The organism is Aminipila terrae (assembly GCF_010120715.1).
Taxonomy (GTDB): domain Bacteria; phylum Bacillota; class Clostridia; order Peptostreptococcales; family Anaerovoracaceae; genus Aminipila; species Aminipila terrae.
Window position 1 is genome coordinate 1679551 of record NZ_CP047591.1, and the last position, 13694, is coordinate 1693244.

General features: G+C 36.8%; 10 protein-coding genes and 2 tRNA genes. 9 read left to right on the plus strand and 3 right to left on the minus strand.

Annotated elements, in window-relative coordinates:
• The first annotated feature begins 85 nt into the window (after positions 1 to 85).
• Positions 86 to 1228, plus strand: a complete 1143-nt coding sequence (locus Ami3637_RS08040) for an SPFH domain-containing protein (RefSeq protein WP_162362126.1) — start codon at positions 86 to 88, stop codon at positions 1226 to 1228.
• A gap of 51 nt (positions 1229 to 1279) precedes the next feature.
• Complete coding sequence (locus Ami3637_RS08045) at positions 1280 to 1906, plus strand: TFIIB-type zinc ribbon-containing protein (protein ID WP_162362127.1); 627 nt, start codon at positions 1280 to 1282, stop codon at positions 1904 to 1906.
• 143 nt (positions 1907 to 2049) lie between these two features.
• Here the strand turns inward: Ami3637_RS08045 and Ami3637_RS08050 are convergent.
• The 3 genes from Ami3637_RS08050 to Ami3637_RS08060 form a co-directional block, all read right to left on the minus strand.
• Positions 2050 to 2125 (minus strand) — tRNA-Lys (locus tag Ami3637_RS08050).
• Between the two features lie 77 nt (positions 2126 to 2202).
• A tRNA-Lys gene (locus tag Ami3637_RS08055) sits at positions 2203 to 2278 on the minus strand.
• Positions 2279 to 2424: 146 nt separating this feature from the next.
• A complete protein-coding gene (locus Ami3637_RS08060) occupies positions 2425 to 3759 on the minus strand; it encodes a radical SAM protein (RefSeq protein ID WP_243158142.1) in 1335 nt (444 codons plus the stop codon).
• Positions 3760 to 4064: 305 nt separating this feature from the next.
• Between Ami3637_RS08060 and Ami3637_RS08065 the strand changes: the two genes are divergently transcribed.
• From Ami3637_RS08065 to Ami3637_RS08095, 7 genes are all read left to right on the plus strand, one after another.
• Positions 4065 to 4217, plus strand: coding sequence for a hypothetical protein (locus tag Ami3637_RS08065; RefSeq protein WP_162362128.1), 153 nt, complete (start codon positions 4065 to 4067; stop codon positions 4215 to 4217).
• Between the two features lie 181 nt (positions 4218 to 4398).
• The gene (locus tag Ami3637_RS08070) at positions 4399 to 4863 is read left to right on the plus strand and encodes a hypothetical protein (RefSeq protein ID WP_162362129.1); all 465 of its coding nucleotides are present in this window, start codon (positions 4399 to 4401) and stop codon (positions 4861 to 4863) included.
• Positions 4864 to 4886: 23 nt separating this feature from the next.
• Positions 4887 to 5147, plus strand: coding sequence for a zinc ribbon domain-containing protein (locus tag Ami3637_RS08075; RefSeq protein ID WP_162362130.1), 261 nt, complete (start codon positions 4887 to 4889; stop codon positions 5145 to 5147).
• Entirely contained in the window at positions 5114 to 6739 is a 1626-nt protein-coding gene (locus Ami3637_RS08080) for a TcaA NTF2-like domain-containing protein (protein WP_162362131.1), read from the plus strand. Before Ami3637_RS08075 ends, Ami3637_RS08080 begins: the two co-directional genes overlap by 34 nt.
• 212 nt (positions 6740 to 6951) lie before the next feature.
• Positions 6952 to 8607: a phosphoenolpyruvate carboxykinase (ATP) gene (locus tag Ami3637_RS08085; protein ID WP_162362132.1), complete on the plus strand. Its 1656-nt coding sequence runs from the start codon at positions 6952 to 6954 to the stop codon at positions 8605 to 8607.
• 13 nt (positions 8608 to 8620) lie between these two features.
• Complete coding sequence (locus Ami3637_RS08090; RefSeq protein ID WP_162362133.1) at positions 8621 to 11512, plus strand: UPF0182 family membrane protein; 2892 nt, start codon at positions 8621 to 8623, stop codon at positions 11510 to 11512.
• Positions 11513 to 11777: 265 nt separating this feature from the next.
• Positions 11778 to 13688, plus strand: coding sequence for a glutamine synthetase (locus Ami3637_RS08095; RefSeq protein ID WP_162362134.1), 1911 nt, complete (start codon positions 11778 to 11780; stop codon positions 13686 to 13688).
• Positions 13689 to 13694: the final 6 nt, after the last annotated feature.

The window sequence follows — 13694 nt, forward strand, 5'->3', positions numbered from 1 at the left end:
AGGAAAAACATTGAAGGTGAAATAGTAGTGTAATATAATAAAAAAGAATGTGTATATAATATTAGCGTCAAAAGGAGTGAAAAAAGTGGCAATAGTAGAAGTCGTAAAGTATAATGGCAGTCCAGATGTGTTTGCCTGGAAGTTCCCCAGTGAGGAATTGGGGACATGGACCCAATTGATTGTGAATGAATCTCAGGAGGCAATTCTTTTTAAAGGTGGAGAAGCACTGGATGTTTTCGGAAGGGGTCGTTATACACTGGAGACCCCAAATATCCCGATTCTGAACAATATCATTAATCTTCCTTTTGGGGGGAAATCACCTTTTACAGCAGAAGTATGGTATGTGAATAAAGTGAATTCTTTAGATATAAAATGGGGGACCCCGAGCCCTATTCAGCTACAGGATCCCAAATACCAAATATTTGTGCCGGTTCGTTCCTTCGGTCAGTTTGGGATACAGATTGATGACTCAAGAAAATTCCTGATTAAGCTTGTGGGAACGCTGTCCGTTCTTGACAAAGATTCTATTGTAAAATTTTTCAGAGGAGTATATCTTACAAAAGTTAAAGATGCAATTTCCTCATATCTGATTCACAAAAAAATTAGTATACTTGAAATCAACGCTTATCTGGAAGAACTTTCAGATAGCCTGAAGGAAAAGATTCAGCCTGTTTTAGAAGAATATGGAATAAAATTGGTTAACTTCTTGGTTAATGATATTAGCGTTCCAGAAGAAGATGAAACAGTTAAACAATTAAAAGCCGCTTTGGCAAAAAAGGCTGAAATGGATATTGTAGGCTATAATTATGTACAACAGAGATCCTTTGATACATTAGAAGGCGCCGCAACCAATCAGGCAGCAGCCCAGCCAGGTTTGATGGGAGCTGGTATTGGCCTCGGTTTGGGAGCTGGTATTGGCGGTGCAATGGGATCCCAATTTGCGGGATTGGCTCAGAATATTAACACATCATACGAAACAATAAATTGCCCTTCTTGCGGGAATGTAATGGAAAAAGGAAAGCGTTTTTGTGGAAGCTGTGGGTATGATACACAGAAAGTCAAAGAGGATGAATCAAAGAAATGTCCTAATTGTAACGCTGCTATTGAAAATTCAAACAGTAAGTTCTGCCCAGAATGCGGAGTCCCCCTATTAAGAAAATGTCCTGGTTGCAATTGTGACATAGCAGGGAATTCAAAATTCTGTCCTGAATGTGGAACAAAGTTATAACATGAAAATCAAGGAGATTTAATGAAATTAATAATATAATGGAGGAACAAAATGCAAATACATAGTAAAAATGGTCCTGACTGTGACAGATATATAAGCAAATGGTATTCCTGGACGGCAATTGTTGTTTTTCTCATAATATTCTTCCCTGTGGGAATGTTTTTGCTTTACCGCAGGATGAAGACTGTAGCAGGAACCGGAAAGGGAGTTGTTATTACCGGGATTATATTCGTATTATCTTCTATGGGAATGATTCAGGAAGAAAAGAATGCTGGTGGTTTTTTGATGCTTCTAATCCCAGGATTGATTATGGTGTATTGGGGTATTAAAGCCATAAAGGATGCGAAAAAATATGATCAATATCTTACACTTGTGGATGGAGGCTTAACATCTTTAGACGGGCTTGCATCTGCAGCAGGCAGAACTTATGATCAGACCATTAAAGACCTGGAAGCAATGTCTGCAATGGGCTACTTTGAGGATTTATATATTGATCAGGATAGAAGAGAATTGGTTTCTACTGATGATGAGTCAGAGTGTGAAGACGAGGATTGTGAGGAAGAACAGCCGAAAAAATCAGGAAGTTCTTTAGTGAAGTGTCCTAATTGTGGAGCCAATAATAGTGTTGAGAATGGTTCTACAGGAATATGTGAATATTGTGGTGCTGTAATACAATAACTTTTAAAATTTTTATAAATAAAATGCCTGTCTTTTTTAAGATGGGCATTTTTTAAATACAATACAATTTTAGATTTTAAATCTTTGAATTTAAATACAAAACCACCTACAATATATTGTAAGTGGTTTGTATCATTTTATATTGGTACACCGTCGGGGGTTCGAACCCCGGACACCCTGATTAAGAGTCAGGTGCTCTACCAACTGAGCTAACGATGCGCAATGGCGTGCTCTAAATTGCACGTCGATATATTATAACATTACCGAAGCTTGTCCGATAAATGTTTTTTTAAATTTGGTACACCGTCGGGGTCTCGAACCCCGGACACCCTGATTAAGAGTCAGGTGCTCTACCAACTGAGCTAACGATGCACATGTGTACACATAATTGGCACGTTCTATACTATAGCATTTTAAGGGAGATGTGTCAACAACTTTTTTAAAAAATTGACAAAAAGCTAAAGAAGACTCCCTTATTAAATAAAATCCAGTAAGGAGTCTTCTTTTTTAACGCAGCTTTATTTATTCCACAGTTTTTCGGCCACAGTTCTCCAGTTCTCAGCGCAGGACCTGCACTTCTCAGTAAGAATATCTACATCTTCAGGACTTTCTAAATCAGTTGATTTTGCACCGGAAGCATGAACCATCTCAGCAAGTGCTCCGGGATTATCCAGTAAAGGACAAACCCGCAGAAGATTTCGGTTAAAAGGCTGGTGACGGCGGTATTCCATAAAGAGCGGAGACTGCAAAGCTTCCAGTAGTGATTTCTCTTTTATATTTGAATCTGAGTAATGAATAAATGCACATGGGTCAATATCTCCATTGGCATTAATATGTAAATAGCGTCTGCCACCTGCAATGCATCCATCAACATATTCTCCGTCATTCCAGAAATCCATGGTAAAAACAGGTTTGGTCTTACGGAATTTTCGAACTTGATTATATAGGAATTCTCTTTGTTCCGCCGTTGCCATTAATTCTGGCAGGGCAGATGCTCCTACGGGAATATATGTAAACAGCCATCCAAATTTACAGCCTTTTTCTATCATATCATCGAAGTACTCCTCACTTCCTATGATTTCAGCATTCTGTCTGTGATAGCAGGTGGAAAATCCAAAAGGCAGCTTGTTTTCTTTTAATAGTGCCATGGATTCTACCACTTTTTTATAAGTACCTTCTCCCCGGCGCATATCTGTTTCACTTTGAAACCCTTCAACGCTGATAGCAGGAATAAAGTTTTTAACCCGCAGCATTTCTTTGACAAAGGCTTCATCAATAAGAGTAGCGTTGGTAAAGGATAAGAAAATACAGTCACTGTGTTTTTCGCACAGGCGTATGATATCCTTTTTTCGAACGAGAGGTTCGCCTCCCGTGTAGATGTACATATACATACCTAGCTGCTTGCCTTGACGTATAATGTCGTCCAGCTGTTCATAAGATAAAGATAAGTTGTTACCATATTCAGAGGCCCAACAGCCTTTACAATGTAAGTTGCATGCAGAGGTTGGATCCATAAGCAGGGTCCAGGGAATATTACAGTCGTACTTCTTTTCCAGCTTTTTTCTGGTATTACTTCCAATTATAACGGAATTAACCAGAAAATTTTCAAAAAATGTTCTGCGGACATCTTTATCAATATCTGTAAATAAGCTGGTTAAATATTTATGCCAGACATCATTAGGATTATTTACTGCCTGCTCTCCCAGTTTAAAAGCTCCGGAATAATAGTTTTCTGAATCAAGCTTTTTTAACCAGTTAAAAACCTTGGGCATGTTTTCTTCAGGATTAGAGTCTAAGTAGCCAAGGATTTTCTTAATACCAAAAGCTTCAACCTTTTCTTTTATTATACTCACACCAATTCCTCCTAATAATATTAAAAATTTATATAATTTATCTTATCACAAGCTATAATGATAAACCATTTTTGATAGGATAATATTGAAAATGTGTTATATAATGGTAATAAATCTCAATTAACTTGCTTTTTTACAGGATTTTCTTGCACAGCAGTACTTTTTTATAACGACATTACAGGATTTATATAGCCCAGTTATATAAGCTTATGCAAAAGACAAACATTAATGCTTAAAATTCCTCTTTTTACCTTACATATGAAAACGTTTAATGCACAGAATAACTTTTAAGGAGGGATTAGATTATGAAAAACAACACAAATAACAAAAACAAGGCAGACAATTGTAAGAATACGGTGGAAACCACACCAACAAAGGCTAGAAAAGGTAAGCAGGCAGAAGATAAAAGCAGAAAATCATCAAATTTTAAATCCAGCATGGATAGCTCAGATTATTAGTTCTCACAAAAAGAGCCAGGGCCTAATCTCTCTTCTAAATACAGAGCGGGCAACCCCCGCTCTTTTTGTTGTTTTTTGTGATAATTCTGTTGTTTTTAGTCGTTCTTGCAATTGATATTGTTAAAAATTATTGTATAATATAAAAAGGTATATTCTGTGTTCTTAGGAAGGTGTATTGAAAATGATTACTGATTATGTAATGTCAACAATTCAATATATTAATAATAACCTTCAAGTGGAGGCAATTGGTGCAGTTATCGTAATCGCCCTTATACTTTTAGTCTTGACAGGGCTAATATTTCTTGCATGCAGGAGTATAAGATTATGGTATTGGAGAGTCAACGACCAGATAAGAGCTCTGGACAGCATTGATAAATGTCTGGAAGAAATCAAAAAGAACCTTCCAGAAGGCTTAAAAAAAGAATCTGAAGGCATAACAGAAACAGAGAACGTCATTGAAAAGGCGCCTTTAACAGAGGAATGCACAACAGAAACTATGCACGTTGAAAAGCAGACTGAAAAACCTAAAATAGTTTTTGATAAAAAGGATAAAGACGAACGGACAATTATAAAACCTGGATATAACATAGGAAAAACAGGGAAGATCTATGTTGAAGAGACCCTGCGTGAACAAATACAGTTTTAGGAAAAGTGACTGGGAGGAAATAGATGTTTTGTAGAAAATGCGGAAAGACCTTACTGGATGGAGATAGATTCTGCAGCTATTGCGGTGCACAGGTAATTGAAAGATATGAAAACATTAATATGGGGGAAACCGTAGAAGAAGTCATATACAATCATGATGGTTCGGTGGAAACACCCGCTCCGCCAGTAGTCAATATAGGAGCGCCACAAAAGACCATAGCACAAACGTGGCAGGAGATTAATGATAAAAAGTGGACAGGCCGGCCGGTGCCCACTGGAATTTAGAAGGCTTTCCTCTTTCAGGTGATGAACATAAAAAAACAGAAGACATAAAAGTTGATTGGGGAAAACGAGAACTGTTGAAATTTGACACTGAATCTGGACCCATACAGGAAGAGGATATAAAACAATCACCTATTGAAATCAGATTAAATCCAGAAATAAAGCCCGAGAATAAAACAGATATTTTTGAGGTTTTTGACCAACAGCTCAAGGAAGCAGGAAATGAAGGTACAAAAAATAAAGATACTCTTATTTTTGAAAGGGAACCTTTAGAAATTTTAAAACAGAAGGAGCCTGAGATTAAAGCAGAATCTACTTTAGAGCAGGAATTGTTTAAACCCAGAATCAACAAAAATGATAAAGTACATACTCCGGTAGAGGAACAAATTGATAAATTTTACACATTTAGCAAGAAGAATGAGGAGTTTCAGAAGCTGTTAGATAAAGAATATGAACGGTTAAAGAAAACCCCAGACGCAGCTTATACAGAACCACCTCAGATTCCTTCAAATATAGAAAAGCTTAATATAAATATGCCTGCAAGTATGTCTCTGGACCAGACTGACAGGCAGGTAAATGAGAACCTTCCAGAAGACGACCAGGATAAAACAGAAAAGGAAGAACTGGTAAAAGAGGAGCCGAAAGAAAAAAGTCCTCAGAACAATCTAAGTGAAGAAAAAGTTGAATCCTTTCAGGGTGAAATTGTAGAAAACTCTTCTCAGGATCAGGATGAAAATGAGGTGGACAAACCGGCAATTCTGCCGTGGGATGAAATGGAAAGCCCATTAGGTGACTTTGTTGATGAAGATGCTGGGAAAAAAGTTTCACCGGTTGCGGTGATATTAGCTATTATTATAGCCTTACTTCTTTTCGAAGTTACAATACTTGGTATAAAATATTTTTTACCGGAAAGCAGTGCAGCATCGTTTATAAACAACAAGCTCAGCGTTGCTGTAAATTGGGCAGATCATTTAAAAAGCAATAAAGACCAAAAGGAACCTGCTGACCAGTCGCAAAAAGATAAGAAAGAAGATGCAAAAGCAGTAAATGCTCCTGCACAACCAGATAAAGCACCAAGCTCAGACAAAGAAGCCTTAATTGCGGAGTCCCTGGGATATAATAAGAATATCAAATCCGTAAAAGCAGATGACAGCCTTATTTATATAGATAATAAAGATTATGGAGATAAAAACATAAATAATTCCCAGCAAATAGAAAATAATATCTGGTATCAGGATGATAAGGGAAATACCGTATTTTATGATAAGGAGATAGTAAAGGCTATTATTCAGTTTGATTCATCATGGATTGATTATGTAAACAACAAAGATCAAACTGTTCTGGGATTTGCTAAGGAAGGGTCTCCAGCGTATAAGGCAGTAAAAAATTCTTCAAAGGCAGGAAAGGTTACAGAGACTTTTGATACCTTGAGAATAGGAGATATAAGACAGGGAGGTAATGGTTTTTACTTGTGGGTATATGAAGAAATAACCATAACGGAAAACGGAAAGGCAAAAACAAAGAATTACGACTACATATATTACCTTGAACCTGTAGAGAAACAGATGAAGATAGTAAGTTATACTGAAATTTAATCTGTTAAACCAATTTAGATAATTATATTAACAGAGCTGTATTTGGGCTGTATTAAGCTTACTGCAGCTCTGTTGATTCAATAAATCCTGTCGGAAATTAATTAATTTAAGGGTTTATTACATTAATTATATTCATTAAATTATTTTTTTTTTATGCAGGTATTGTATTTATGGAGCTTACATTACCTGTTGGAAAGGGAGAGTTAAAAAAAATGGCGACGAGAGCTAACTTTAAGAGAGAGCAGATTGGTACAGGAAACAAAGCATTTTCCACATCCAGAACAACCATTGAAACTGCTTTTTATGGAAACAATGTGGAGAAGATTCTTGACCTGCAACAGGCCTATGAAATGGCAAGAACTGCAACAGGTACAATTGAAACAGACATGCCAATCTATGAACCTGAAAAGATTGGCCTTCCGGAGAATGCAAAGATTCTGCTGTTTAATGACGGAGAAACAGTGGGAAGATTTGCAGGCGCACGTGTTATACTTGGAGAAGTAGGCGTTGAGGAAGCAGAAATTGCAAAGGTACTTAGAGAAGCTGTATACAACACAAGATACAAAAAAATGTATCATTCTGAAGCGTACATAGGACTGGATAAGGATTTTATGGTTAAAGCACATCTTCTTATTCCTGAAACCTATGAGAACACATTATTGAACTGGTTATTAAATTTCCAGTACAAAACGGCAGAATATAATGACATGTATAAGGAATCAAAAGAAATAGGTAATGAGCCAGATATTTTCATTATGTCGGACCCGGATTATAAACATCCGAAGTTCCCAAATGGACTGGCATATTTTGATCCGGAACACAATTGTGCATGCCTGTTAGGTATGAGATATTTCGGAGAACACAAGAAAGGAACACTTACTCTGGCGTGGGGCATTGCCAACAGAAACGGATATGCATCCTGTCACGGAGGCCTGAAACGTTGCATAAAGAAGAATGGTGAGGCACATGTTCTGGGTGTATTCGGATTATCTGGTTCAGGGAAATCCACGTTAACACATGCAAAGCATGATGGAAAATACGATGTAACCGTATTGCATGATGATGCTTATATTATTTCAAGCGAAAACGGTTCAACCGTTGCGCTGGAACCTTCATACTTTGATAAAACTCAGGATTATCCTTTGACCTCCAAAGATAATAAATATCTTCTTACAGTGCAGAATTGCGGCGCAACAATTGATGAAGACGGAAAACTGGTAATTGTTACGGAAGATATCAGAAATGGTAATGGAAGAGCAATTAAATCCAAGCTTTGGGCCGCTAACAGAGTAGACAAGATGGATGAGCCAATTAATACAATAGTCTGGCTGATGAAGGACCATACGCTTCCACCGGTTATAAAGATACAAAATTCTGTACTGGCATCAGTAATGGGTGCATGCCTTGCAACAAAACGTTCAACAGCGGAAAAACTTGCTGATGGTGTTGACATGAATGCATTAGTTTTTGAACCTTACGCAAATCCATTCAGAACATATCCTCTAAAGCAGGATTATGAAAAGTTTAAAGCTTTGTTTGAGGAAAGATCCGTTAATAATTATATTATTAATACGGGACATTTTATGGACAAAAAGATTCCGAAAGAAGTTACCATTGGAATCGTTGAAAAAATAATTGAAGGGACTGCTGAATTTAAAGAATTTGGAATGTTATCCGAACTTAAGACTATGGATGTAGAAGGGTTTATTCCTGACTTTAAAGATAAAAAATATATTGATGCATTAAAAGGCGGAATGCTGGGAAGGATGAATTACCTGGATTCCTTAAAAGAATTTAAAGGAGGACGAGATAACCTTCCGCAAGAGGCTAGAGATGCAATCGAAGGAATTATAGCTAAAATAAAATAAAGGAGGAGAGCTTTTGAAAAAGAACAAGAGTAAGCGCCCGGCAATAATATTACTGGTGCTTGTAATCTTATTGGGATTGTTTGTCAGTCTCATAGGATTCTTTACGGACTTCTTATGGTTTAAGGAATTAAATTATGTAAGTGTGTTTTTTACAAAGTTGTTTACCCAGTTAAAAATTGGTGTGCCTACGTTTGTAGTTATTTCTGCACTGGCATATTTATACCTGAAAGTACTGAAAAGGGGCTACTTTAAGAAAGTTCAATCAAGTGATGTTGTAAGTGAAAAAGTATTGAATCGAACAGCTTTAGGCTTATCTGCAGCTTTTGGTTTATTACTTTCTACAAGTGTAGCTTCAAACTTATGGTTTGAAATATTACAGTATATGAATAGTACATCGTTTGGAGTAAAGGATCCTTTATTCGGAAATGATGTAAGCTTTTATGTCTTTAAGCTGCAATTTATAAGCGGATTAAACAGCATAGGCCTGGGGATAATAATTGCTTTTGCAATTTTAACCTTTGTTTTCTATGTAATACTGCTTTCTCTCAGAAGACCACAGTTTTTTGAAAGTCCAGAGCCTGAGCCAGAGCATGTCTTTGATGAAAATGATAATGTGAGACAAGGCAACTTTGGAAAAAACCATTTTGGTGGACCATTTGGTGATATTTTCAATAAAGCAATGGGGAGTCAAGGCAAGACTAGCAGACCTTTTAAGAAAAAACAGTTTGATGATCATAATTTAAAGCAACTTCTAGGTATTGCATCGAAGCAGATTATTATTCTTGGCGTCTTGTTCTTTTTGATGGTAGGCGTAGATTTCCTGCTTAAACAGTATACACTTTTATTTACACAGTCCATGGGAGTTGTTTATGGTGCAGGTTTTACTTCCGTAAAAGTTACCCTGTGGGTGTACAGAGTTTTAATGGTACTGGCTGTAGTTGCTGCTGTAGTATTTGCAACAGGTATCGCCAGAAAAAAATACAGAGTGATTCTTACTGTTCCTGTTATTATGATTGCAATCGGTTTAGTGGGAGTCGGAGCTACAGTTCTTGTACAGAATCTTATTGTTTCTCCAGACGAAATTAATAAAGAAAGTCCGTATTTAAAAAACAACATTAAATATACTCAGGCAGCGTATGATTTGCAGAATGTAACTATAAAGCCTTTTGCAGCCAGTAATACATTGTCAAAAGGCGATATTTTAAATAACATGGAATCTATTTCAAATATCAGAATTAATGACTATGATCCTGCAAAGAAATTCTATACGCAGACTCAGAGTATTAGAAGTTACTATGCATTTAACGATGTGGATGTTGACCGATATTTTGTGAACGGTGAATATACCCAGACTTTCCTGGCAGCCAGAGAAATTGATGAAACCCAGATCAGGGAAGAGTGGCTTAACAAGCACTTAAAGTATACTCATGGATATGGAATAACCCTGTCCAGAGTAGATAAAGTCACTGCCAGTGGCCAGCCGGATATGCTTATATCAGGGATTCCGCCTGTATCGCAGGTAAACGAGATTAATATTAAACGTCCTGAGATTTATTTTGGTGAACTTACAAACAATTATATTCTGACAAATACCAATGAAGAAGAATTTGATTATCCAAACGGAGAGGATAACAAATATGCTATTTACAAAGGTAAAGCAGGGATAAAGTTAAATCTTTTAAACCGGGTAATGTTTGCCATCAAGGAACAGAGTCTGAAACTTTTAGTTTCAACTAACATTACGAATGATTCCAGAATTATTATCAACAGAAATATTGAAAAAAGGGTCCAGAAAATAATGCCTTATCTTCAATATGATGATGATCCATATATTGTAGCAGCTGATGGTAAGCTGTACTGGATGATCGATGCCTATACTGTAAGCGGAAATTACCCTTATTCAGAACCATTTACTCAGGCAGGATATAATTATATAAGAAATTCCGTTAAAGTTGTAATTGACGCATATAATGGAGACACTTCATTCTATCTGGTAGATGATAAGGATCCAATTGCTACCACTTATAAAAAGATTTACCCTGAACTGTTTAAAGACTTTAAGGAAATGCCAGAAAGTATTCAGGCACACATAAGATATCCGAATAAGCTCTTTAATATTCAGGCAAATGTATATAAGCGTTATCATATGAATGATGTAAAAGTTTTCTATCAGGGAGAAGACCTTTGGGATATTGCCAATGAGATATACGGAACTCAGGAAGCTCCTATAAAGCCAAATTACTATATTATGAAGCTCCCTGGAGAAACTAGGGCAGAATTTGTAAATACAATTCCGTATACTCCAAGAAATAAGAAAAATATGACGGGCTTACTGGTAGCAAGAAATGATGGAGACAATTATGGAAAAATTGTTCTGTATCAGCTGCCAAAAGATAACACAATTTATGGCCCAATGCAAGTAGAAGCCCAAATAGACCAGAACACTGAAATTTCAAAAGAATTTTCACTTTGGAATTCATCTGGATCTACTTACAGTCGAGGAAACTTATTTATTATTCCTATAGAACAGTCGTTACTGTATGTAGAGCCGGTATATCTGGAGGCTACAAACTCCAGTATTCCTGAAGTGAAGAGAGTAATTGTTGTTTATGGGGATAAGATAGCCTATAAGGAAACTCTAAGTGAGGCTCTGGATTCCCTGTTTGGGGAAAACTCAACGGTGCAGGCAGGGCAGGAAGGTGTTAACGCTGGTGAACAGGGAACTACAACACCTGAACAAATGTCTACAGCACAACTAATAACCAAGGCAAATGAAGAGTTTGACTTAGCTCAGGATGCACAGAGAAATGGCGACTGGGCCGGATATGGGGAGCATATCACCACGCTGGAGAAATACTTGAGGCTTTTAGCTCCTAGTGAAAATCAGCAGCAGCCTGCTCAGTAAGACTGAACATCTGCAACAAATTTAGATTAAACCATTAAAATAGATAGGTAACATACCAGCTTGTGTATGGCCTATCTATTTTTATACATTTTTAGAAAAAGTCATATTTTTAATAGAAATATAGCTATTTTGTTCTCAAAATACAAAAAACTTATAAAAAACTGTTTAAAAAGAGGCAAAAAAGTAGTACAATTAAACATTATGGTTACTAATAAATAGAAGAAAGTTATTTCTTTAATATAATGAAGTTTATAAGGAGGGCAGTATGCTGGCATACGATAAGATGTTATTTAATATACCTGCTAAAGATCATGAACCAGGAAAAATAAGAGATATTTTAAACGATCACCCTGAGATTATGTTTGTGTCTCTTGTGGGCCTTGACATAGGCGGTCAAAATACTGACGAGAAAATTCCCATAGCAAGATTTTTAGAAGATATGGAGAAGTTCCTCACAGATGGAGTTCAGACAGATGGTTCCAGCGTAGTGCTGCCTATTATCGCAGAGCTGAATAATGCTAAAGTAGATATTATTCCGGATTTAAGTGTCAACTGGTATGTAGATCATAACTTTGATTTTATCCATGAACCATCGGGCCTTCCAGTAGGGACTTTAAGAATTCCGTCATTCTTAGTTCATAACGATACTAATGAAGTGGGCTCCAGAGTTATACTCAGGGATGCTATTACAAAAATCAAAAAGGATTTACTTACATTAATAAAAGATAATCCGTATGTAATGGAATATTTACCTATTGATTCAGCGGATGAGATCGATGAAATTGTTCTTACTTGTGCTACAGAACTTGAGTTCTGGGTAAAGACACCAGACGAAAAAGGTGATCGGGAAGAACTTTCCACTGCCCAGGTTATGAAAGAACAGTACTGGAAAAGAACCATTGGTCCTGTAAGAACGGCCTTAGAAAAGACATTACTGCTTTTAGACAGATATGGCTTTGAAATGGAAATGGGTCATAAAGAAGTTGGTGGTATTAAGGCAAAGTTAGGCAACTCAGGGAAGTATGACCATATCATGGAGCAGCTTGAGATTGACTGGAAGTATTCAGATGCCATGCAGGCTGCTGACAACGAAAAGCAGGTTAAATATATAGTAAGAGATGTTTTCAGACTCCATGGTCTGGAAGTTACATTCAGAGCAAAACCAATTGATGGAGTTGCAGGAAGTGGAGAACATACTCATATTGGAGCAGCAGCTAAACTGAAAAATGGTAAAATCATCAGTTTATTCGCCCCAACAGATATGAAGGCAGGATTCCTGAACCCTATAGGATTTGGAGCCCTTATGGGACTTTTAAAGAATTATGAAGTGCTGAATCCATTTATTACGTCAACAAATGATGCCTTTAACCGATTAAAACCTGGTTATGAAGCTCCGGTTTGTATAGTGACCTCCATTGGGCATACAGCCGCACAGCCATCCAGAAACAGAACCGTTTTAATAGGTCTGGTAAGAGATTTAAACAATCCATTGTCAACACGATTTGAAATGAGATCACCAAATCCAAAGAGTAATACTTATCTTGTAATCGCTACAGCATATATGGCTATTTTAGATGGAATCTCAAAAGCGCTGGCTGCAAAGAAAACACCAGATCAATTGCTGGACTCTTTATCAAAAAAATATGGTCAGGAAGATTTTTATTTTGAAAAAGACAGAGAGTACAGAAGTGAGAAGGATGTTTTTGATGAATTTACTCCTGAAGAAAGAGACAGATTATTTGGCAGAGCACCTAGAACAGTCTGGGAAAATATTTGTGCTTTTGATGAACATCCAGAGAAGATGGAGATTCTGTTAAAGGATCGGGTTATGACGCCTATTGTACTGGAATCCTTTAAGAAGGCAACTTTAGACCAATGGGCCACAGAGCTGCACAGCAGAATTATTCCAGACAATATGGAAATATTAAGAGAGTGTGTTATGCTTCACAATCAACATGATTGTGCTGATTACGATGCTTATCTCTGGAATAAGATTCAGGGGCTGAGATGCTATATTGGACGGGATACCATGGATAAAAAATGTTTATTAACGAGAATAAAAAATGCATTAGATGAAGGAAATTATCAGCTGGCTTCCGACTTACAGCTTGAGATGCAGCAAAAGGTACATGAACTAACTGATATATATATAGAATATGGGAAAAACATATTATAGAAAGAA

Excerpts from the sequence above, each read along its gene's own strand:
- Ami3637_RS08045 (WP_162362127.1), top strand. The coding sequence starts at position 1,280 with ATGCAAATACATAGTAAAAATGGTCCTGACTGTGACAGATATATAAGC.
- Ami3637_RS08065 (WP_162362128.1), top strand. The coding sequence starts at position 4,065 with ATGAAAAACAACACAAATAACAAAAACAAGGCAGACAATTGTAAGAAT.
- Ami3637_RS08070 (WP_162362129.1), top strand. The coding sequence starts at position 4,399 with ATGATTACTGATTATGTAATGTCAACAATTCAATATATTAATAATAAC.
- Ami3637_RS08075 (WP_162362130.1), top strand. The coding sequence starts at position 4,887 with ATGTTTTGTAGAAAATGCGGAAAGACCTTACTGGATGGAGATAGATTC.
- Ami3637_RS08085 (WP_162362132.1), top strand. The coding sequence starts at position 6,952 with ATGGCGACGAGAGCTAACTTTAAGAGAGAGCAGATTGGTACAGGAAAC.
- Ami3637_RS08095 (WP_162362134.1), top strand. The coding sequence starts at position 11,778 with ATGCTGGCATACGATAAGATGTTATTTAATATACCTGCTAAAGATCAT.